18 protein-coding genes are annotated in these 22,126 nt (G+C 48.4%); 10 read left to right on the top strand and 8 right to left on the bottom strand.

The features are described 5' to 3' along the window. Positions 1–16 precede the first annotated feature (16 nt). On the bottom strand, positions 17–1,486 hold the full coding sequence (locus RIH33_RS01950) for a RagB/SusD family nutrient uptake outer membrane protein (RefSeq protein WP_406650230.1): 1,470 nt from the start codon (positions 1,484–1,486) through the stop codon (positions 17–19). Between the two features lie 11 nt (positions 1,487–1,497). Beyond that, positions 1,498–4,476 (bottom strand): SusC/RagA family TonB-linked outer membrane protein, encoded by a 2,979-nt coding sequence (locus tag RIH33_RS01955; RefSeq protein ID WP_406650231.1) that lies wholly within the window; start codon positions 4,474–4,476, stop codon positions 1,498–1,500. A gap of 164 nt (positions 4,477–4,640) precedes the next feature. Here RIH33_RS01955 and RIH33_RS01960 point away from each other — a divergent pair, with 164 nt between their 5' ends. From RIH33_RS01960 to RIH33_RS01970, 3 genes are all read left to right on the top strand, one after another. Continuing rightward, positions 4,641–5,504: an EamA family transporter gene (locus tag RIH33_RS01960; protein WP_406650233.1), complete on the top strand. Its 864-nt coding sequence runs from the start codon at positions 4,641–4,643 to the stop codon at positions 5,502–5,504. 190 nt (positions 5,505–5,694) lie between these two features. After that, positions 5,695–6,615 carry a PKD domain-containing protein gene (locus RIH33_RS01965; RefSeq protein WP_406650235.1) on the top strand — a complete coding sequence of 307 codons (921 nt, stop codon included), beginning with the start codon at positions 5,695–5,697 and terminating at the stop codon, positions 6,613–6,615. 93 nt (positions 6,616–6,708) lie between these two features. Beyond that, positions 6,709–9,390: a DUF4832 domain-containing protein gene (locus RIH33_RS01970; protein ID WP_406650237.1), complete on the top strand. Its 2,682-nt coding sequence runs from the start codon at positions 6,709–6,711 to the stop codon at positions 9,388–9,390. 2 nt (positions 9,391–9,392) lie between these two features. Here RIH33_RS01970 and agaR read toward each other — a convergent pair whose 3' ends face one another. Beyond that, complete coding sequence (gene agaR, locus RIH33_RS01975; RefSeq protein WP_406650238.1) at positions 9,393–10,175, bottom strand: transcriptional repressor AgaR; 783 nt, start codon at positions 10,173–10,175, stop codon at positions 9,393–9,395. 203 nt (positions 10,176–10,378) lie between these two features. Here agaR and RIH33_RS01980 point away from each other — a divergent pair, with 203 nt between their 5' ends. The 7 genes from RIH33_RS01980 (at position 10,379) to RIH33_RS02010 (ending at position 19,302) form a co-directional block, all read left to right on the top strand. Continuing rightward, a complete protein-coding gene (locus RIH33_RS01980) occupies positions 10,379–11,512 on the top strand; it encodes an SIS domain-containing protein (protein WP_406650240.1) in 1,134 nt (377 codons plus the stop codon). Between the two features lie 12 nt (positions 11,513–11,524). Further along, positions 11,525–12,463 carry a carbohydrate kinase family protein gene (locus RIH33_RS01985; protein WP_406650242.1) on the top strand — a complete coding sequence of 313 codons (939 nt, stop codon included), beginning with the start codon at positions 11,525–11,527 and terminating at the stop codon, positions 12,461–12,463. A gap of 7 nt (positions 12,464–12,470) precedes the next feature. After that, positions 12,471–13,289, top strand: coding sequence for a ketose-bisphosphate aldolase (locus RIH33_RS01990; protein WP_406650243.1), 819 nt, complete (start codon positions 12,471–12,473; stop codon positions 13,287–13,289). Between the two features lies 1 nt (position 13,290). Then, entirely contained in the window at positions 13,291–14,361 is a 1,071-nt protein-coding gene (locus RIH33_RS01995) for an amidohydrolase family protein (RefSeq protein ID WP_406650245.1), read from the top strand. Continuing rightward, the gene (locus RIH33_RS02000; protein WP_406650246.1) at positions 14,333–16,387 is read left to right on the top strand and encodes a glycoside hydrolase family 36 protein; all 2,055 of its coding nucleotides are present in this window, start codon (positions 14,333–14,335) and stop codon (positions 16,385–16,387) included. The genes RIH33_RS01995 and RIH33_RS02000 overlap by 29 nt, the downstream gene beginning before the upstream one ends. 2 nt (positions 16,388–16,389) lie before the next feature. Next, positions 16,390–17,844: a hypothetical protein gene (locus tag RIH33_RS02005; RefSeq protein ID WP_406650248.1), complete on the top strand. Its 1,455-nt coding sequence runs from the start codon at positions 16,390–16,392 to the stop codon at positions 17,842–17,844. Between the two features lie 75 nt (positions 17,845–17,919). Next, positions 17,920–19,302 (top strand): DUF4832 domain-containing protein, encoded by a 1,383-nt coding sequence (locus RIH33_RS02010; protein WP_406650249.1) that lies wholly within the window; start codon positions 17,920–17,922, stop codon positions 19,300–19,302. A gap of 213 nt (positions 19,303–19,515) precedes the next feature. On the opposite strand, the gene RIH33_RS02015 is transcribed toward RIH33_RS02010, so the two are convergent. The 5 genes from RIH33_RS02015 to RIH33_RS02035 form a co-directional block, all read right to left on the bottom strand. After that, positions 19,516–19,974 (bottom strand): hypothetical protein, encoded by a 459-nt coding sequence (locus tag RIH33_RS02015; protein ID WP_406650251.1) that lies wholly within the window; start codon positions 19,972–19,974, stop codon positions 19,516–19,518. Between the two features lie 210 nt (positions 19,975–20,184). Further along, positions 20,185–20,778, bottom strand: coding sequence for a hypothetical protein (locus RIH33_RS02020; RefSeq protein ID WP_406650253.1), 594 nt, complete (start codon positions 20,776–20,778; stop codon positions 20,185–20,187). A 239-nt stretch (positions 20,779–21,017) separates the two neighbouring features. Next, complete coding sequence (locus tag RIH33_RS02025; RefSeq protein WP_406658690.1) at positions 21,018–21,332, bottom strand: type II toxin-antitoxin system RelE/ParE family toxin; 315 nt, start codon at positions 21,330–21,332, stop codon at positions 21,018–21,020. Further along, the gene (locus tag RIH33_RS02030; protein ID WP_406658691.1) at positions 21,332–21,544 is read right to left on the bottom strand and encodes a hypothetical protein; all 213 of its coding nucleotides are present in this window, start codon (positions 21,542–21,544) and stop codon (positions 21,332–21,334) included. The genes RIH33_RS02025 and RIH33_RS02030 overlap by 1 nt, the downstream gene beginning before the upstream one ends. Before the next feature lie 272 nt (positions 21,545–21,816). After that, the coding region (locus tag RIH33_RS02035; RefSeq protein WP_406658692.1) for a hypothetical protein at positions 21,817–22,126 on the bottom strand (310 nt) is incomplete at its 5' end.

Here is a 22,126-nt window from a genome sequence, read left to right on the forward strand (position 1 = left end):
AAGAAGTAATGAATTCTTAAGGGTTCTGCTTCATCAAAGGGTTATTGGCTATTTCATTGGATGGAATGAAATAGATGTTGCGAGGGTCATCCCAGGGAATTACCTGAGTAGTCTGCCCTTCATCCAGGTGCATACCCGGATAGCTTCGATCAATGTTGAGTTTATTTCTGACCAGGTCTGTCAACCTAAAGCCCTCCCAGGCCAGCTCAAGTCTCCGCTCGTGAAGAACCACCTCCAACGCAGAAGCAAATCCCTTCAGATCTGTAGTGGTATAGAGCGCAGTGCCTGTGAGTCCGGCACGCTCCCTGATCACATTCACATCCGCGATCGCTCGAGCTGCATTGTTCAGATGCGCATAAGCCTCTGCTCGATTGAGGTACACCTCCCCCAGGCGAATGAGCTGTGGTGAATTGAGGGTGACCACACCATCCTGATAAGAAAACTTGGTGATGAAGTATTTAGGAAAACCATTGCGCTCCTTCACTGTCACACCGTCCGGCTCCAGGTCCGGCACAATAAAGTCATTGCGAATGTCTTCCGGATATTGGGAAAGAAAATCTCTCAATGGCTCAGAGGCATACACCTCACCCCATCCCTGCCCCTGATCGGTCAGGTACATAGAGCCTATAGATGCTGAAGCATGATCATCCTGCAGCAGATGCGCTACCAGAAAAATTGCTTCCTCAGATTCTGCCCCATTCCAAAATGAATTGAGGTAATCCGCTCTGGAAACCAATGAAAAATCATCACCCTCGATTACCTTATCCGCATAGTCGATGGCATCCTGCCACTGTCCCATGTGCAGATATGCTCTGCTGAGCAAGGCCTGAGCTGCTCCTTCTGAGGCATAGGCTGATCCACGGCCACCAGACATCAGCTCTTCGGCTTTCAGCAAGTCTGCCTCCACCTGGGCATAACACTGCCCCACTGTGGATCGGGCTTCAGTAGGCTCGTCAGAAAGGGATGTTTTCAGTACGATCCCCGGGCTATCCTCCCCATGGCTAAAGGGTACTGCAAACAACTTCAACAAACTCAGGTGCAATAGCCCTCTCAGAAAGTAGTTTTCACCAAGGAGTTGTCTGAACTCGTCAGAAGAAGATTCATCTACAGCTCCAATAACCTGGTTGCAGCCATTGATGGCCCGATAGGAAGAAAACCACACATAGCTGGTATTTTCCATGGTAGCAATGTGCTCCCGGGTAAAGGCATAGAACAGGGGATCAGTAGTAGACCCGCTAATCATCACATTGTCACTTGGAAACTCCGATAGCTGGTGGTCATTCCGCACCCAGTAGTTGGCCGTATACTCCTTGTTATCATATACAATCAATTTCTTCAGCATGGCATAGTTGCCATTGGTAGCGGCCACCAGGCCTTCATAGTTGCCGGCCAGCGACTCGTTCACAATACCGTCACTGGGAAGCTGATCCAGTTCACAGGCGGTAAATGTCAAAAGGGAGATGAGCAATATATAAAATCGTTTCATGTCTTTCTTCTTTAAAATCTTGCGGTCAATTTCATCAGATACTGTCTGCTGATCGGGTATTTAAAATCCTGAAAACCAGGAAGCTCAAATGCCGCCACAGAAATCCGTGCCTCAGGATCCAACCCCGAGAACTTGGTCCAGGTGTAGAGGTTATCACCACTCAGCCCCAGGTTGAGGCCCTGAAGTTTCAGTGCTTTGCACACTGCCTGTGGGAAATTATACGTCAGTGACACGTTTCTCAACCTGATGTAGCTGCCATCTTCCAGGTATCTGGACGAAGGTGCATTGGAAAGTTTATTTCCCCCACGCTTGGGCAACGGATGCGTGGCATCGTCTCCGGGCTTTTCCCATCGGCTCCAGCCATCCTGTAGCTCCATCATGTTATACTCGGTATAAGCTCCGTCATTGTCGAAAAGCTGTCGGGCACTGTGGTACACCTGATTTCCATATTGGTAGCTGAGCAATACACTCAGCGAAAATCCTTTGTAGCTGACCGAGTTGGTCCACCCCCCATACAGTTTGGGCAACACACTACCGACACGCTGAAACTCTGCCTCATTGTAGTTGGATGTAGCCTCTCTGGACACCACCTCCCCGCTGGCATCACGGTTCACTTTTTCCCAAAGCGGATCGCCATTGGCGGGATCCACCCCCAGCCATTTGGGCAAGTACCACTGTCGCAGCTCCTCTCCCACTGCGGAGATTTGATTCACGTCCGTACCAAAAAGCAGCTGATCAGTATCGGCAAACTTCAGGTTCTCGCTCTTATTGAAGGCCACGTTATAGGAAGAGGTCCAGTTGATGCCATTACCCTTAAAAATGTCTGCCGAAATCGCCGCTTCAACTCCCTGATTTCTGATCTCGCCCACATTTCTTGCCTGTATCTCAAAACCAGTAGACAGCGGCAGTTGCACGTCCAGCAGAAGATCCGTGGTTGTGTTGTTGTAGTAGTCGAAAGTGGCGTTGATCCTGTTAAAAAAGGTAAGATCCACTCCGATGTTTCTTGAAATCAGGGTCTCCCACGTGATGTTGTTATTGGCCAGCAAGGGAATGGTGGCTGCAGGAATGCCATTATACTGGTCTGAAAGATCGTAGTAAGACAGGTATGGGAATGAATTGGAGCCCACATTGTCATTACCTACCTCCCCATAGCTGGCCCTCAGCTTCAGGAAGGAAATCACGTTGTTATAGACAAAAAAGTCTTCAGAACTCACGATCCATGAAGCGGAAGCGCCGGGGAAATAGCCCCATCTGCTTTCCGGTCCGAACTTGGAAGAGGCATCCGCTCTGAATACGCCCGTTACGAAATATTTACCCCCGTATGAGTAACTCATTTCTGACAAATAAGAGAGCCGGGTACCCGTCACGTTGTTTCCATAAATACTGACCGGTTCTGAAGCTGCTCCGATTACATTGAGGCCGATGGGAATGTTTCGCGCACTGGCTCCCAGGTCTTCATAGTAGTAATAATTACCCTCAGCGCCTACAAAGCCCCCTATGGAATGTTTACCAAAGCTTTTCTCACCTCGCAAAATCAACGTGGAAATGGCATCTTTGGAAGCAGCTGTAGAGGTACTGATGGATCCCTTGGAGGCTTTCCCTTCCCGTGTTCTCGGATCGAGAAAAGACTCATACCGGCCATTGGAAATGGAAACCCGGTTTCTTGACTCAATGGAGAGCCAGTCTGTGAGGTCGATGTTCAGAAACGCGTTTCCCGAAAAATCAAGCCCCTTTGAATTGTTGTAGTTATACTGGGCAGAATGAAGTACGTTTTTGCTATCGCGTCCGTACCATTCTTCAGAGGTAGTATTATCGATGTATTTGATTGACCCATCGTCGCTATACGGACTGTCCCAGGGCAGGTAAAGGAAGGGATCGTATCGCCAGTCCCAGAAATCCTGATTGCGCTCGCTGCTGATGAGCGAGAGGTTGGTTTTGAGGGACACATTTTCTTTCAGCTGGAAATTGAGGTTGGTACGCAAACTCATGCGCTCATATCCGGTCTCCAGCAGCGTACCGTCCTCCTGATAATAGTCACCGGAAACCGCGTAGGTCATTTTCTCCGTTCCGCCACGGGCAGCCAGGTAATAGTTTTGTAGCACTCCACGCTTAAATGATTCATCCAGCCAGTTAAAATCCCTGTCCTTTAAATCCTCAGGTCTCACTTTCAGGAAATTTACCCGTTCATCTCCCCACATGATTTCCTGCAGGTCATAAAGATCAGCACCGTTCATCATGCTGAAATTACCTGTGGTGATCTCTTTTACCCCAACTGAAGTAGAAAACTCAATCACCGGATCACCATTTCCCTGTTTGGTGGTGACAATCAGCACCCCTCCGGATGCCAGTGACCCATAAAGCGAAGTGGCGGCAGCATCTTTCAATACGGTCACAGAAGCGACATCATTTGGCTGGTAAGTACCACCTATGATTCCGTCCACCACTACCAGCGGTGCCCTGTCGGCAGTGAGCGAGTTTACTCCTCTGATCCTGATTTCGGCAGGCTCCCCGGGTGAGCCACTGCTGGTGGTCACACTCACACCAGCCACTTTGCCCTGCAGCATGCTTTCTATATTAGAGCTGGTCACATTCTTCAGGTCCTTCTCACCAATGGTGGTAGCCGAAGCTGTGAGTTCCCGTCTGGATTTCTCCGAGTACCCCATCACCACCACTTCTGACAGCTCCGCGATATCGATGGTCATCGTCACATCTATTCTTGACTGACTGTTCACAGGCATCCGTAGCGACTCAAAGCCCACAAACGAAAAGACCAGCACATCATCCGCAGCTGCCTGAATGGTGTAATTACCATCCAGATCTGTGATAGACCCAGTAGTGCCTCCTTCAATCAGCACCGTTGCTCCCGGGATGGCTTCACCATCCTCTGAAATCACCTGGCCCTTGATCACCGACTGTGCCCCTGCCAAATACGAGACAAGGAACAATGCCAAAATCAACAGACCATTCTTAAGAGTAAATCGCTTAATCATTTGAGAATATTTTAGATACTTTCAATTCCTTATTTTTAACGTAAAAGCAAATTAATAAATAAATAATTAACTTTCAATTACTTTCATTAAGATTTATCCATTTTGTCTTTTCTTTCTATTATTACAATGTCAATGAGTTCACTTTATCCTAAATATCTATAAATATGACCATCAAAAATTCATGGTTTTTCTATGCGCTCATCACCACCATCTTCTGGGGCATTTGGGGAGCCATCATTGAAATTCCAGAAAAAAACGGCTTCCCCGCTACCATGGGCTACATCGCATGGGCCATCACCATGATCCCCTGTGCTTTTATAGCGTTGCAACTGATAGGGTGGAAACTGGACACCAGCCGCTCCTCCATCGTATTAGGTTCCATAGTAGGTCTGGCCGGAGCAGGTGGTCAGCTGTTACTCTTTCAGGCACTGAGAGAAGGGCCGGCCTATATTATTTTTCCCATTGTCTCTCTATATCCGGTACTGACCATTGTGCTATCCATGGCCATCCTGAAGGAAAAAGCAACCACCAAACAATATATAGGTATCATCACCGCCCTTATCGCCATATTCCTGCTTTCCTACTCCGATGGAGAGACCTCCAGCACGGTGGGATACGCCTGGCTCCTGCTCTCCTCCTGCGTATTTATCCTTTGGGGCCTGCAGGCCTTTGTGATGAAATTCTCCAATGAAAGTATGAAAGCCGAAAGCATCTTTTTCTATATGATGACAGCCGCAGTGGCCATGAGTCCGATAGCCTTCGCCATGACAGATCCTGCCACCGCCATCAATTACGGATTCTCAGGCGGTGGACTGGCATTGCTCATTCATTTTCTCAACTCCATCGGCGCGCTCACCCTGGTGTATGCCCTTCGGTATGGCAAAGCCATTATCGTCGTGCCTATGACCGGGCTGTCTCCGGTCATTACCATTATCCTTTCTCTACTTATTTATGCGGTTTGGCCACAGAACACCTTGCTTATTGGGATTGCCTTCGCTGTTGTAGCCATTTATTTAATCTCAGAGTAACATTTCCTTATGATGTTGATCGCGAAAAGAAAGATGTGCCACAATAATAAAATGAATAGTAGCTATAAACTTTTTTTATATTTCGTTTGCTTTCGTTTTTAAAAGTTAATAACTTTCGAAACCTATTTAAATCAATTAATTTAATAGAAGGGAAACATTGAAGTGTATTAAACCTTAAACTTAAAAACTAATGAAGACTCAATCCTTTAAAAAACTAATGCTCCTGAGCCTGACCGCAGGCTTGGCCGGCCTTTTCTCGTGCGGCGAAGATGAAGCCAAGACTCCTTTGCCGGTAGCTGACTTTACGTTCTCACTTGAAGGCAAAACAGTGACCGTAGTAAATGCTTCTACCGACGCAGAAACGCAAACATGGGACTTTGGTGATGGTGGAACATCTACTGAACTCAGCCCTTCTCATACCTATGAAGCCAATGGTAGCTATATCGTAAAACTTACTGTCACCAACGAAACAGGATCGGATGACAAAAGTGAAGTATTGGAAGTGATCAACATCCAAATAGATGGTGACCTTGCAGACTGGGATGACATCCCTGCACTGGCCTCTTATGGAGACGGTGAAGCTGGCTCTTTCCTGGAAGTGAAGGTAGAAAACCTGGAAGATGATAAGCTTTTCATCTACGTGAAAACCACCTCTGCATCAAACGGATTCATTGATCTGTTCATGAACTCTGATAACGATGATGCTACTGGTTTTGCATCATGGATGTATCCTACCACTCCCGGATTCGATATTCTGGTAGAAGGTTATGCCATTTCTCAGAGTGCTGTTGAAGCGGAGTTGTTCTTTGGCAACTACGATGATGCTACAGCTGGTGAAGACAAAACTGCCTGGGCATGGACGGCACTGACACCTAGTGCTAACTTCTTTAAGACGATAGAATTACAGTCTGCCGGAGCTAATAAAGCCTATGAGTTTTCAGTGGACCTGTCGGAATTCCCTCCTGCAGCAGCAGCTTCAGGTTCTGTGAAGTTCTTCCTGATAGATGTGGATGCTCCTGATGGTGCTGGTTCTGACTGGGCCTGGTTAGGAAACGCTCCTGCTGGTTACGGTGAAGAAACCTCTGCAGCCTTTACTTATACTTTAAAATAATTTTCCAGTAATTCATATTTGAGGCTGTCTCAGGAGTAAAACCGCACGTTTTGTCGGACTTTTGAGATGGCCTCTTTTTTATACCAAATTCCTATGTCCCCGATTCAAAGAATAGTTACTTGTTTACTTCTATTCATTGCCCTAACAGGTTATAGCCAGACCGTCACCTATACGCCAGACGAAAGTGTGATTGCCAACCCGGAAAGGGGCCTCTATCATCATACCGAAGTACACACCGGACAGTATGAAAACCTCAACTCCGAAACACTGAAAGGATACCGAACCAATGAGGCCATCACACAAATCCTGCGGGTTTTCTATCTGGAAAGCTTTCGGGAAAGCCCTATTTCGGGTGACTACCTGAACAACATGCGACGGGATTTTGCCATTGCCCGATCGGCAGGAATCAAAGTCATCGTAAGGTTTGCCTACTCACAGGGGACAACGGCACCATACAACGACGCCCGACCCGAATTTGTCCAAACCCACATCGATCAGCTCAAACCTGTACTTCGTGAAAACGCAGATGTAATTGCCGTCATGCAGGCCGGATTTATCGGCACGTGGGGAGAGTGGTATTACACCGACCATTTTGCCAACTCTCCAGGACAAATCAGCTCCGAAGACTGGGAAAACAGACGACAAGTAGTCTACAGCATACTCGATGCCCTGCCAGATGACCGGATGGTCCAGCTGAGAACCCCCGGATACAAATTCACGATTTTTGACAGTCAGGAGCCACTCAACGAAACCACCGCCTTCTCCGGCAGCTATGCCAGCCGGGTAGGCCATCACAACGACTGCTTTGTGGCTTCATCCAGTGATTTTGGGACCTACGTGAACCCTGAAATAGAAAAACCTTACCTGCGGGAAGAAACCCGCTTTACGCCCATGGGTGGCGAAACATGCGCCCTGGCCTCCCCCTACTCCGATTGTGAAAACAGCCTTTCGGACCTGGAGCAGTTTCACTGGTCTTACCTGAACATTGACTACAACCGCCAGGTATTAAACGAGTGGGACAACCAGGGCTGCTTTGACGAAGTGGAACTCCGACTGGGGTACCGCTTCAAAATGATCGCTGGCACCTTTACCACCGAGACCAGGCCAAACGGCTCACTGGCTTTTTTTCTTACGCTGCAAAACGATGGCTTCAGCAATCCCTACAATCCCCGGTTGATTGAAGTGATCCTGAAAAACAGCACGACAGGCACGGAATATCTCATCCAGCCAGATGAGCACATCAAGCTCTGGCCACTCAATGAAGCGTTTAACCTGACCTTTGAGGCCGGTATTCCTGCAGATATTGCAGAAGGTGATTACCAGCTTTACCTGAACCTGCCCGACCCATATCCCTCACTCTATAAAAACCCGGCCTACGCCATCCGTCTGGCCAATGAAGGCACCTGGGACAGCGAAACCGGATACAACAACCTCCTGAGTACCGTTTCCATTTCAGCCAGCAATAATGCAGAGGATTATACAGGTTCGGAATACTTCACTCCGAGATTAACACAAAACAGCATAGAGATGGAAGGCTCTGACCAACTATTTGGTGATGCCAGCAACAACGCCATCCTGACCTACTGGGGAAGACAAAGCAATGACCTGACGCGAGTGATAGAAAGAGCTGAAGGCACTGAACCTTTCGAAACCATTGCTTCCATCGGTGGCGCTCAGGATTACTTTCTGGACCTGAATGTTACTGCGGGAGTCAACTATACGTATCGCTATTACCTGAGCAGCGCCACCGGCAGCACATCTCCATCGACTGAAATCACCCTGACCATGAGTGAGGAGAGCTATCCCACCATTGTGATAGACGGTGAATCATCCGACTGGAACACCATTACGCCGCTTAGCAGCACAGTATCTGATGCCGAAGCTAAAGTCCTAAGGGTCTTTTTTGGAGCGCAGGATGCCTTTATGCTCCTGGAGGGCGGAGCTGATAACTACAGCATTTACCTGGACACTGACGGTGAGCTTTCCACAGGCTTTCAGGATAACGCTGGTCCGCTTTCCGGCATGGATTATCAGCTCACGGAGAGTGGACTATCAGGGTATTCTTCCAGCCAATGGACAAGTACCAATGCCAGCATAGACAAGATAACGATTGATCAAACCACTGAACTAGCCATTCCACTAAGTGCTTTGGAAAACCTGGGTGACAACCGCAGCATCCGCATCTACGCATCACTCAACAATGGTGCAGCCCTTTTATCTGATACCGAAGGTCAACCGACCAATCATTACCGGGCATTGCCACCAGCTATTCCCGGGGACTTTGCGGTGAGAAACTCAACCGACCTGCCCGAAACGCGACTGGTGGTTTCCTGGAGTGCCTGTGCCAACTGCCTCGGCTACACGCTGGAGCGCTCTCAGGATGGTGAAACATTTGACCTCATCGGCTCCTATGACACTTCAGTGAAACTCATCAGAGACGACAATCTCACGAATAAGGTTACCTATTATTACCGAATAGCCTCCTACAACGAACTTGGAACCTCGGCCTTCTCTGAAACAGTGTCCGCCACCACTGGGGTCATCCAGCTGGGCACTCAGCCGGAGCTTCTGTCGGTCTTTCCAAACCCAACACAAGACAGACTTTCTATCAGCACACCCTATGACCAATTTGCCATCCATTCCCTGGATGGAGCACTGATCACCAAAGGGGGCTACCAAAAAAGCATAGACGTCAGCATGCTGGGCGCTGGAGTATACGTGCTCAGCATCCAAACCCCGGAGGGCAGCCAGCAACTAAAGTTTGTGCGGGAATAGAATCAGGCAATAATCACTTTTACACCGGCATCTTCCAGCCGCTTGCGGTCATCATCGGAGAGCTTATCGTCTGTCACCACAATGTCAATCTTATCGATCGGACAGATGAAGGCGAAGCTCTTCTTTTTGAACTTGCTGGAATCTGCCAGGAGGATCACTTCATTGGCAATCTCAATCATGAGCTCATTGATGTGAGCCTCCTCTATATTGGGTGTGTAGAGACCCGTTTTGGTGTCAAACCCATCCACACCGAGGAATGCCTTGTCTACATAAAAGTTCTTAAGGCTTCGCTCTGCCAGTGGCCCTACCAGTGATTGTGAGTTCTTTCTGAGGTATCCGCCGGGGATGGTCAGATTCACCCCCGGGTGACTGATTAGGAGGGTAGCAATATTCAAAGCGTTGGTGATTACGGTCAGGTCCTCAATATCCGTGAGGTTCTTCACCATCTCAGCAGTGGTCGTACCCGAGTCTATGAGCACAATCTCTGAGTTCTTGATCAACTTTGCGGCAGCTCGTCCTATCCGAACCTTCTCCTGATAGTTAATCTTGTCTTTCTCCGATAGGTTGTAATCCACCCCTACCCGGCCCTCAATTTTCATCGCCCCGCCTCGTGCCCTGATCAGCAGGCTTTTCTGCTCCAACTGATCCAGATCGTTCCGTATAGTAACCTCACTCACTCCGAATTTGGCACTCAACTCATCTACATAGACCTGCCCTTCACTATTGATGGCATTTAAGATCTCATTTCTGCGAGACACGGTTGAATTTCTGGTATTGATAGGCATTTTGATATGGGTTTAAAGCAAGATAGAAAATATTCGCATGCTAAAGCAAGCTTCAATAACAAATGAAACTTTTCAAAAGATTAAAAACATATTAAATAAGTATTTGAAAGTATAAGTTTTATTTTTATTTTTGATTTCAAGTAGATTAAAAGCTTACATAAGAATTTCATCCCATAGATAATATGCAATATTTAGGACTAGAAATGGAGAATCTGAAGTCACTGGGCGCCATCGACACGGCCAGGGAAATCAGTCAGCAGCCAGCGATTTGGTTGAAAATTTGGGACTTAATAAAAAATCAGCAAAAAACAATCAGTTCCTTTATTCAGGATCATCAATATGACAAAATCATTCTGACCGGGGCTGGCACCAGCGCATACATTGGCGAATCTCTGGAAGGCACTTTTTACCGAAACCTTCATCGCAATGTAACCGCCATCCCTACCACACATTTGGTTTCACATCCTTATGATTACCTGTCTGGAAATGAAAGTATCCTCATGATCTCTTTCGCCAGGTCAGGTAACAGTCCGGAGAGCAAAGCCGCCGTGCAACTTGCAGACAACATCAGTAAAAGCTGTCACCACCTGATCATCACCTGCAACATGGAGGGAGACCTGGCTACCTATGAGTCCAAAAACAAGAAATACATCCTCCTGCTACCGGAAGAAACCAACGACAAGAGCCTGGCCATGACCAGTAGCTATACCAGCATGTTGCTTTCAGGCCTGCTCCTTTCCAGACTCAATGAACTGGATCAACTCAAGGCACAGGTGCAGCTGGCCAGCGATTACGCCAAAGGTATCCTCACGGACCACCTCAACGAAATCAAAGAAATTGCAGACCTGCCTTTCAAAAGGGCCGTTTTTCTGGGGTCAGGGCCTCTGCTGGGCACAGCCACAGAATCACAGCTGAAGCTCCAGGAGCTAACCGATGGCAGCATCATCTGTAAACACGAATCTTTTCTCGGCTTTCGCCACGGGCCTAAGGCCGTAGTGGATAACGAAACGCTGATCGTCTTCATCCTCTCCAACAGCACCTATGCGAGCAAGTACGAGCATGACTTAATGTTTGCCATGGACAAAGGCAAAAAAGCCCTCGCCAGGGTGGCCATTGCCGAACGCATAGATTTTGACCTTCCGGTGGACTACAAAATCAGTCACACACAAAATGGATTGCATCTGGAAGAAGATTTTATGACCTTGCCTGGTGTGGTACCGGGTCAGCTGCTCGGCTTTTTCAAATCACTGAGCCTGGGTCTGACACCTGACCAGCCCTCCACCAGCGGAGCGATCTCCCGTGTGGTACAGGGTGTGAACATTTATGATTTACCTTAAAAACAGTCTCTAATGTACGATGTATTAGTGGTAGGTGAGCTCAACGTGGACATTATCCTGAATGGGATTGATGGTTTCCCGGAGGTAGGCAAAGAAAAGCTTTCGAAAGACCTGCGCGTGGTACTGGGCAGCAGCTCTGCCATTTTCGCCAGCAACCTGGCCACCCTGGGTGCCCAGGTAGCCTTTGTCGGCAAAATCGGAAAAGATCAGTTTGGTGACCTGGTAGAAACCACTCTGAAGGGAAAGGGAGTGAGCACACAATTTTTGGTGCATACCAGCGATTACCAGACCGGAGCCACCGTGGTACTCAACTACGACATGGACCGGGCCATGGTGACCTACCCAGGCGCGATGGAGCACCTTACCGAACAAGAAGTGCGCAACGACATCCTGACGGAAGCCAAGCACCTGCACGTCAGCTCTGTATTTCTGCAGCCAAACCTGAAGAAAAACCTGGTAAAACTAATGGACCGTGCCAAATCCTTTGGACTGACCACTTCCCTGGACCCACAATGGGATCCGGCAGAGCAATGGGATCTCGACTTGCGGGAGCTCTTGCCACTGGTAGATGTATTCCTGCCCAACCGATCAGAACTGAAACACCTGACCAAAACCAACTCGGTACACCACGGCATAGACGCCATCCGGGAGTTTGCCAACATAGTGGCGGTGAAAGACGGTGAAAATGGAGCCATCCTTTTCCACGAAGGTGAAACCATCCGCAAGCCCGCCTACCTCAACAAAGACGTAGCGGACTGCATAGGTGCCGGGGACAGCTTTGATGCCGGATTTATCTCCCAGTACATACAGGGAAAAGACCTGCAAACCTGCCTGGACTTTGCCAACCTGGTGGGCGCCGTGAATACCACAGAAGCTGGTGGTACTGCCGCCTTTCAAGACCTTAACAAAGTAAAATCAATCGCCAGAGAGCGGTTTTCATTTTCCATTTGAACGACCTATGAAACTACAGGATCAACTTGCCCTGAATAAAAAAGAAGGCAAAGCCCTACTGGCTACCAACTTCTACAATTTCGAGACCCTATCCGCTGTACTCACTGCAGCCAAAGCAACCAATTCTGCCCTGATTCTTCAGCTTTCGGAGAGTTCGCTGCACTACATGGGATTGGAAGTGGCCGCTCAGATGGCCAAAAGTGCCATCTCACAGTATGGGGTGCAGGCATGGCTCCACATGGACCATGGTGGGGATGTGAACCTGGTGAAAGCCTGCCTGGATGCCGGTTTCGACTCGGTGATGATCGATGCAAGCGAGAAGCCTTTCGCCGAAAACGTAAAAATTACTCAGGAAATCGTGCGCTATGCAGAGCAGTTTGGTGCCAATGTGGAAGCTGAACTCGGCTACATTGCCAAGCTGGGACAGGGACAGGACATGGTCTACACACAGCCCGATGAAGCCCGGCGCTTCGTGGAAGAAACGGGCATCAATGCCCTGGCCGTGGCGGTGGGTTCGGCACACGGTTTCTACAAAGAAACCCCCAAACTCCAGCTGGACCTGATCGCTGAAATCAACGCAGCCACCCCGGCCGCACTGGTACTTCATGGCAGCTCGGGGATTCCTCATGACCAGATACAGGAGTCCATCCGTCGTGGGATTACCAAAATCAATCTGGCCACGGAGATCAAAAACATATTCATGAAAAAACTCCAGGAGATCCTGGCAGACTCCGATGAGATAGACCTGAGAAAAGTCTTTCCAAAAGCGACTCAGGCGGCCACCGACCTGGTGAGTGAGAAGCTCAAAGTCATTAATTTCAGCTAGTATGAAGCGGGCGGCATGGATCATTTTCTGGATGATGATCTCGGGCCAGCTACTGGCGCAATCGCCGGATAGCCTGCTGCTCAAAGATTACCAACCCAGATCCATTTTCAAGATTCCGAAAAGTAAGGTGACCAAAGCACGCTTTCCGGTCATCGACATGCACTCACATCCCTACGCACGCACTGCTGCCGATTTGCAGCAGTGGATCATCAACATGGATAGTGCCGGGATCAGGCAAACGATGATCCTCACCTACGCAACCGGTGCGGAGTTCGATAGTCTGCATAGCGTTTATGCCGCATTTGGTGAGCGCTTTCAGCTATGGTGCGGCTTTGACTATACCGGCTACAACGAACCGGGATGGACGGAAAAGGCCATCAAAGAACTGGAGCGATGCCACCGCAAAGGGGCTATCGGTGTAGGCGAACTGGGTGATAAAGGGCTAGGGCTGACCTACTCGCACCCCACCCCTGCCCGGGGCATGCACATCAACGACCCACGGATGCAGCCGTTACTGAAAAGGTGCGGAGAACTGGGCATGCCGGTGAATATCCACATTGCCGAACCGGCCTGGATGTATGAAGCCATGGACGCCACCAATGACGGGCTCATGAATGGGTTCAAATGGCGCATCGATCCGGAACAGGAAGGCATCTTATTACATCAGGCTTTGATGCAGACCCTGGAAGAGGCCCTGCAGGCCAATCCTGGCACCACCTTTATTGCCTGCCATTTCGCTAACTGCAGCGCGGATCTATCCATTCTGACCGACCTGCTGGACCGCTATCCCAACCTGCATGCAGACATCTCTGCCCGCTACGGTGAAACCGCAACCATTCCACGGTACATGGCTGCTTTCTATGAAAAGTATCAGGACCGTCTGCTCTTTGGTACCGACATGGGCAGCGAACCGGAGATGTACGAAATAGTCTTCAGAATCCTGGAAAGCGAAGACGAGCATTTCTACCAGCCCGAATACTTCAACTACCACTGGCCGCTGTATGGCTTTGGTTTGTCCGATTCCATTCTCAAAAAGCTCTATTATGAAAATGCGCAAAAACTACTGGACTAAGACGATCCTCCTGCTCGCAATCAGTGGCTTCTGGTCTTGCAGTGAAAAGGAGACCACCATCCAAAGTGGTGACCTCACCCTGCGGGTGAACGATCAACTGCACACCTTTTTACAATCCTCCAAAACGGGCGCCACAGACCTGATGTTGGGCTTTCAGCCAACGGAGTACCTCATCCGCTCAGAAGGGAAACTGACCGACTTTGACCTTTTGGCATACGAAGAAACACCCGTCACCACAGCAACCGGAAAAGGCGTCAGACATACCTTTTTAGGAAAAAATGCCGCCACAGGCCTTACCAAGCAGCTCATACTAACGGTTTATGAGGCTTTCCCAAACGTGATCACCACACAGGTGCGCTATGTCAATGAATCAAACCAGCCATTGACCTATAAAAGCTGGGTCAACAACGGCTACCAGCTCATTTCGCAGGACGAGCCTCCGTTCTGGGCCTTTCAGGGAAGTAGCTCCGGAGCCCGGGCCGACTGGATCAAGCCGGTGAATCCGGGGTTTTATCAGGAAAACTACATGGGCATGAACAGCTCAGACTATGGCGGGGGCATCCCGGTGACGGACGTCTGGAACAGAAACGCAGGCATAGCCATCGGCCATACTGCCACTGTGCCCAAGCTGGTCTCGCTGCCCACGGAGATGAAGATGAACGAACAGGTACTCAGCGTGGGGGTACGCGAAGACTTTGACTATCCCAGCTACCTGGCACCTGGCGATACCCTGGAGACACTGGAAACGTTCGTGATGCTGCATGACGGAGATTATTACAATGGTCTACAACAATACTCGGCCTTTATGCAGGCCAAAGGACTCCAGCTCCCGACACCCGAGCCAGCGGCATTTGAGCCCATCTGGTGTGCCTGGGGGTACGAGCGGGATTTCACCCTGGCTGAAGTACTGGGCACGCTACCCAAAGTAAAAGCCCTGGGGATCAAATGGGCTGTGCTGGACGATGGATTTCAGCAGGCAGAAGGAGACTGGCACACCAACGAACGGAAGTTTCCCGGTGGCGATGCGCAAATGAAGGACCTGGTGAAAACCATCCACAGCCATGAACTGAAAGCCAAACTGTGGTGGGCACCACTGGCCGCCGACCCGGGCAGTCAGCTCCTGGTCGGGCACCCCGACATGCGGCTGTACCTGGAAGACTGGGCGCCACAGTACATCACCTGGTGGGACGCCTACTACCTCTCGCCTACTCACCCCAAAACCATAGCCCACACTCAGGAAGTGGTCAACCTCTTTCTGAAAGAATGGGACTTTGACGGACTCAAAATGGACGGCCAGCACATGAATGCCGTGGCCCCGGACCACAACCCGCTCAGCAGGCTGGAAGACCCAATCCTGAGCACAGAAAAACTGCCGGAGTTTTTCAAAATGATCTATGAGCAGGCCCGGAACATCAAACCCAATGCGGTGGTGGAAAACTGCCCCTGTGGTACCTGCATGTCATTTTTCAATATGCCACACATGAACCAGGCAGTGTCTTCAGACCCCACCTCCTCGTGGCAGATTCGCCTGAAAGGCAAAACCTACAAAGCCCTGATTCCGCAGACCGCCTACTACGGCGATCATGTGGAGCTGAGCGATGGTGGCAATGACTTTGCCAGCTCATTTGGGGTGGGTGCTGTGCTGGGCACCAAATTCACCTGGCCTGCGGACAACCCCACGGCCTCTGCCAGCTATGTGCTCACCCCGGAAAAGGAACAGGTATGGTCGCGCTGGTTTGGGCTGTACAACGACAAAATGCTCTCCAAAGAAACCTACCTGGGTGGACTGTACGACATAGGCTATGACCTGCCCGAAGCACACGTGATCCAAAAAGGAGATACCCTCCACTATGCCTTCTATGCGCCGGAGTGGGACGGGGCCGTTACCCTCCGCGGACTGACGGCAGACACCTATGTGGTCAATGACTACTTCCATCAGGCTTCTTTAGGCACGATCACCAAAGAAGCCCCGGAATTGACACTAAAATTCAGTGATTTTATTTTAATTGAAGCTTATCCCAAATAATCATGCAGATCATCTTCCCGAGACCTTTTGCCATCGCTATCGACGACCTGGGCTGGATCAATGGCCGGAACGACGGGGAAGGTGGCTACGGGCCCTACCGGCTAGGCATGGACAGGAACATCACCCTGAAGGACTATGAAGCCGTGGTGGACCTGGCTAAAAAAGCGGGGGTGCGCCTGCAGGGGCTTTTCATCCTGAGTGAGATGGACCGGGAAAACTTTCTGGGTGCCTACCCTACCACCACACACCTGCGTGAAAAGTGGAACAATGATGCCCTCATTTCTGATCTGCAGCTGGACATCATGGAGTTGGTGAAGAAAGAAGCTGCTCACCTGGAGTTTGGATTGCATGGTGTGGGGCATGAGTTTTGGCCGGAAGCCGGCAAGCGCCGACGTGCCGAATGGTATAACACCGTGGACCATCACCCCTGGCCGGAAGAAGACATTCGCACCCATGTGGAGTGCTACATCCGCATCCTGAAACAGTATGGCCTCTCGCAGGACAATGGCCACTCCTTTCCTGAAAGCTTTGTGCCTTGTGCATACAGCTACCACTGGGATCCGCAGGGACCTTACAGTTCAGGCAGCATTCTGAGCGGCTATGGCGTGCGCTACGCCAATACGGACTTTACCCAAATACCCGAATGTAACCCGCCTGCCGAACCCAATGGCGGGGGTTTTGACCACCGGGTGCATGTGATGAACCGCTACAACTACGGCAATCTGTGGTATGAAATGGGCAAGCTGCCCACCACGCCGCTGGCGGCACAGCCCACCGACTACATAGAAACCCACTGGCCCAACCTTCTGGCTCCCGATGGCCAGGATCAAAAAGACATCACGACACTGTGGGCAGAGTACTACCAGGCCGTGCAGGCCACTGAAGATCGGTATTGTGCGAAAAACACCGCTCAGATGCACTCCCAATGGCTCTACAACACCTACACGAAGGTGACCGGGACGAACGCCGGCGTGGTGCAGATCGATAACACCCAAATGCCGGACCATGTCTACCGGGGGTACTTCCCGGCCAACATGGTGCTGAAGGTGCCCCTGAAGCCGGGAGAACATGTCTCAGCAGCCACCATCAATGGGGCGCCCATTCCGGCGTACATAGAACATGAGGGCTATGGCCACCTCTACCTGCCCCAGCTCCTGCAGAAAGTCTATGAGTTGAGGTATGAGACGGGCACTGCGCCACTGCAAAATGTGATCTGGCACGAAGACACCTGTACGATCTTCGAGCTGACGGTAAGTGAGGCGCTGACCAAAATAGACCTGTGTCTGTACGGCACCCAGGAGCTCAAGCTGCGGAGCACCCGCGAGCCCGAGCAGGTGGAGAGCAACAACCCCGCCATCAGCATCCTGCGCTGGGAGATGCAGGCCGACATGCTGGTGATCAAAGTCCGCGCCCACGACATTCAGGGTGAAATAGGAGCGATTTGGGTGGAATATTGAGGATACTGACCTTTCTGTTGGTGAAAACACTAATAGAGACGGAGTAAAATGAAATTAAACTTTTAAAAAAATACCATGACCAATTTATATAACAGAATTGTACCCACGATGCTGCTGCTTTTAAGCATCCTGGTGGGCTGTAAAGACAAGGATCCCTCACCGGATTCAAACCCTGCTACCAACACCTCAAACACGGTTCACTACACTCCGTCAATGGAATCTTTTCCCAATCCCGAAAGAGGGTTTTTACATTTGACCGCAGTATTCTCCGAAGGATCACCCCTTACTCAAAGCGCGCTCCAAAACCTTCGAAATGACAATATCAGTCTGGTTTGGCGGCTCTACTATTTCGAAAAATTCAAACAAATTGACCTCAGTCAGGCACAACTTGACCTGATACAAACCGACATGGATAACCTTAGATCGGTGGGGTTAAAATGCGTGCTGAGATTTGCTTACACCAACAACTCCGATGATGGCACAGATGCACCTATCGAGATAGTGGAAAGGCATTTAGATCAACTAAAACCCTTATTTAAAGCCAATGCAGACGTAATCGCCTTTGTTAATGCTGGTTTCGCAGGGCTCTGGGGTGAATGGCATAGCTCCAGTAACAACCTGACTGCACTGGCCAATCAAAAGCGCATTGTCACGAAACTACTGGAAGTAATTCCCTCAGAAATAAAAATACAACTGAGAACCCCACGTCAAAAGCGGGATGTATTTGGAGAACAAACTGCCATGACCGATGAGATAGGTTATTCGGATGCAGCCATTGCACGTGTAGGTCATCACAATGACTGCTTCATGGCGAGTGATAATGACTATGGTACCTACGACAACCCCACCACCGATAAAAACTACATTAGCCAGGAGGCATTTTATGTACCCACTGGTGGTGAAACCTGTCCTCCGTCCGGAGTAGATGCAGCTGACTGTGAAGAAGCCCGTGAGACCATGTCTTTACTTAAATGGAGCTATCTAAACCTGGATTGGTACAAACCCATTATTGACGGATGGAAAAGTGAAGGTTGTTTTGAAGAGTTTGAACGGGATATGGGCTACCGGCTGGCCCTGGACTCTACCATCATCGATTCTGTGATGTCAAAATCCACGTCACTGGATATCGCTATCTATTTGTACAACCATGGATGGGCACCCATATACAATCACAAGACGGTATCCCTGGTGCTGTCCCCTACGTCCGGAGACCCGGTGCGCATGATTTTGGATGTGGATATCCGCAAAGCCCGACCAGGAGAGTCATTCAACATTACAGAAACCATAGACCTGTCAGATGTACCAACAGGCACTTATGTATTATATCTTCATATCGCTGATCAGTTTGAGTCAATTGCCGAAAGGCCGGAATATTCGGTGCGCCTGGCCAATGAAAATGTTTGGGACAGCAATACCGGATGGAATGACTTGCTTCAAACCATAGAAATCACTGAATAGAGGTAGACCAATGTACTATCATCTTCTATGGAAAGTCATTTTTTGATTCCTTCGCCCCTGTGGGTGATCAGCAACAGGCGTGTATATATTATAGTTTCTGGAGAAATACCTGTTGGTGGATTTTGCTACCCGTATCCCGCTTGTTGGTCAGACTTCTCCGCCAGGGTGGAAGACCAATAAGGGCAAGGGATATTTTGGCAGGTTGATGGTTCATTAAAATCCTGAATGTTTAGATAGTCTGGCAATATCCAGAATAAGTTTTTCAAACGATTCTTGACTCCAAAATCTTGGATGAATATATCCATGAGCAACGCTATTTCTGTTATTACCCTCATCAGTGATTTTAGATTCAAAGTAGTAGTCTTTTAATTCTTCAAGAAAACTGACATACTCCGGATTCTTTTCCTTGTTTTCAGTAATTGCGAGACTAATTAAATCCAATCCAACTTTCTTTCTCTTTAAAATGAGCTTGCCTTCATCGCGGAATTGCAGTGGATATTCACTCGTTGTAGATCGAATTAATTCTTCTAAATATGAGTATGCGAATGGAGATAATACTGAATAGGAGTTTGGAATTTTCTTGTAGGCATCTCTTGCAACTCCCCAATCAGGAACCCAGTCCCAGAAGTGCGCATATTTCATGATTTCGTCAAAAGCATCTTCGATATCCATGAGTCTTAATTGTGAAGTTAGTGAAGGACAACGTCAAGCTATGATGAGTGGGGATTAGTCCCGATAGCTATCGGGAGCACTAACCTCTCGTCTCGCACATAGCCACGCCTTGATTTAAATTTAAAACTTGTGGCGGACTTTCCAATTCCCACAAAACTGTTCTCACCGATGAAACCCCATTCATTCATAGCGCTTGTTGGCAAATCGTTTTTATTTTCTTCTTTTCCACACCTTGTTACTTATTTTAAGTCCAATTATTCCTGAATGCGGAATAATCCAAACCTTTCGAACTTCTGTTTTTGTTGTATCTAAAACTGCAAGTTGGGTTACATTTAAATAAGTCGAATCAACAATAATCAACGTGTCCAATAGGCTAATATCAAATTCTTGAGATTCATAATTTTCTACTTCGTCTTCAGAGACAGTGCTCTCTTTAGGGTCAAAAGGGGAACCAATATTGTCAATACCAAAATAGAGAGAGCCTTCATCTGAATTCACGTCTGATTGATAAGACAGTGTACTTCTTAACTGGATACCCAAATCCAAAAAATTATAGTGTGCATTTAAGTCTGAAAAACATGCGCACATGTGACATTTTCTTTCTTCAAATTGATTGAATTCAAATTTGGTTTGGGTCAACTCGGTTGTTTTTAAATCTGCATCTACAAAATCATATTTCGCATCATTGTCAGGAAACCAATGCCATTTATTGATTGGGTGGTTGAAATCAAAAGCAGGGCATTCAATTTTTTGACATCCGTTAAGTGTCAATAATGTAGTTAATATGATTATGAGCTTCTTCATAATGTTTGCCAACCGACCAGCAATCGGGCGTATGTCCGCAGCTAGTGAATGGCACTAAAGTAGTGAAATCTGCCGAGGCTCACAACGGTTCCAAATGGCACTGCGTTGCGAAAGTCTAAAAATCCTGCGAGCAAAAGATGATAGAAAGCACTGTCATTTCTCAGCGGCAGATATTACGGTCGAGTTGCACTAAAGCCAGCCAGAAAGCACTCCCGAGGATTCGGGAGGCATATAACCGATCAGCGCTTGTTAGCATCTGTTAATTCTTGGTAAAGTTTCGCAGGATCTTGTCTGTTGTCCCAGACTAGCAGAAGCCTCAGATGTTCAGGTAAATTCAGGTAGTAGAGGGAAACTGACTTATGAATCACCAGTTTCCTGACTTCACTATCCTCAAAAGTAGGAGCAAGTTCAGGGTTCTTTCTTATCTGGTCAACCCGAAAGTTCAATTGATTCAGAAATTCCGTTTTTACCTGTTCGTTCCAGAGTTCGGATATGAAAACTGATGTTCGTCTGAGAGATTTTCTGGCAGTTGGAGACCAGATCACCTTCTTCATTACTCCTTCATATTTAAGATGTCTTGAGCCGAAGTATGCTCGACACAATCTTCAATTGGTTCTGAGGCAGAAATGTTTAGGAGTTCAATGATCTCTTTTGGTAAAGAGTTGATCGAAGTTTTTCTGTAGCCCTCAATCTGATTGATCACAGTTTCGTCATCAATATTGGTGATCCAGTTGATCAAAGATATTTTTCGCTGTTCGATCGTCATAACTTAAAGTTAATCATTTTCACTCTGAAGTCCATAGATGCTAACGCTCAGATATGGCGCTGTGGCCTCCGAGCTTTTTTAATTCCGATAAAAGTAGCTTATCTGCCGCGCCTGGCCAAGGGGTGCTTCCAAAGCATCAGATACTTACTGCGGCATGAAGATAAAAGACTTCCACGAGCAGGAGAGGGTAGAAAGCACTTCAGTTGGTTGGCGGCAGCTAAGCGGGATGTTTTGCATGCTCTTGGCAGACAGCTAAGTAAGGCCATGCGCCATCATCGTTTGTTATATTCATTTAATTTGTACTTTATGACCTTATAAATAAAGCCTGCAACAAATGTTCCCAGAAAAATATAATGATATGAAATTGGCTTAATATATACGTTATATTCAATGAGAAAAAGTACTGTCAGGTAAATTCCTGCACCCGTAAAGAAAAGGTAAAAAATTGCTGCCAGACCCCAATAAAATATAAATGGTCTTCTTACAAGAATTGAGGAGCATAAAATTGCAATTACTATAACGATAAGATAGTGTATAGATTTCGGAATAAGTTTGATGTAATTACCCCTCAAAATCATCCAG

Source organism: Marinoscillum sp., from assembly GCF_040222955.1.
Taxonomy (GTDB): domain Bacteria; phylum Bacteroidota; class Bacteroidia; order Cytophagales; family Cyclobacteriaceae; genus Marinoscillum.

Excerpts from the sequence above, each read along its gene's own strand:
- RIH33_RS01950 (WP_406650230.1), bottom strand. The coding sequence starts at position 1,486 with ATGAAACGATTTTATATATTGCTCATCTCCCTTTTGACATTTACCGCC.
- RIH33_RS01955 (WP_406650231.1), bottom strand. The coding sequence starts at position 4,476 with ATGATTAAGCGATTTACTCTTAAGAATGGTCTGTTGATTTTGGCATTG.
- RIH33_RS01960 (WP_406650233.1), top strand. The coding sequence starts at position 4,641 with ATGACCATCAAAAATTCATGGTTTTTCTATGCGCTCATCACCACCATC.
- RIH33_RS01965 (WP_406650235.1), top strand. The coding sequence starts at position 5,695 with ATGAAGACTCAATCCTTTAAAAAACTAATGCTCCTGAGCCTGACCGCA.
- RIH33_RS01970 (WP_406650237.1), top strand. The coding sequence starts at position 6,709 with ATGTCCCCGATTCAAAGAATAGTTACTTGTTTACTTCTATTCATTGCC.
- agaR (WP_406650238.1), bottom strand. The coding sequence starts at position 10,175 with ATGCCTATCAATACCAGAAATTCAACCGTGTCTCGCAGAAATGAGATC.
- RIH33_RS01980 (WP_406650240.1), top strand. The coding sequence starts at position 10,379 with ATGGAGAATCTGAAGTCACTGGGCGCCATCGACACGGCCAGGGAAATC.
- RIH33_RS01985 (WP_406650242.1), top strand. The coding sequence starts at position 11,525 with ATGTACGATGTATTAGTGGTAGGTGAGCTCAACGTGGACATTATCCTG.
- RIH33_RS01990 (WP_406650243.1), top strand. The coding sequence starts at position 12,471 with ATGAAACTACAGGATCAACTTGCCCTGAATAAAAAAGAAGGCAAAGCC.
- RIH33_RS01995 (WP_406650245.1), top strand. The coding sequence starts at position 13,291 with ATGAAGCGGGCGGCATGGATCATTTTCTGGATGATGATCTCGGGCCAG.
- RIH33_RS02000 (WP_406650246.1), top strand. The coding sequence starts at position 14,333 with ATGAAAATGCGCAAAAACTACTGGACTAAGACGATCCTCCTGCTCGCA.
- RIH33_RS02005 (WP_406650248.1), top strand. The coding sequence starts at position 16,390 with ATGCAGATCATCTTCCCGAGACCTTTTGCCATCGCTATCGACGACCTG.
- RIH33_RS02010 (WP_406650249.1), top strand. The coding sequence starts at position 17,920 with ATGACCAATTTATATAACAGAATTGTACCCACGATGCTGCTGCTTTTA.
- RIH33_RS02015 (WP_406650251.1), bottom strand. The coding sequence starts at position 19,974 with ATGGATATCGAAGATGCTTTTGACGAAATCATGAAATATGCGCACTTC.
- RIH33_RS02020 (WP_406650253.1), bottom strand. The coding sequence starts at position 20,778 with ATGAAGAAGCTCATAATCATATTAACTACATTATTGACACTTAACGGA.
- RIH33_RS02025 (WP_406658690.1), bottom strand. The coding sequence starts at position 21,332 with ATGAAGAAGGTGATCTGGTCTCCAACTGCCAGAAAATCTCTCAGACGA.
- RIH33_RS02030 (WP_406658691.1), bottom strand. The coding sequence starts at position 21,544 with ATGACGATCGAACAGCGAAAAATATCTTTGATCAACTGGATCACCAAT.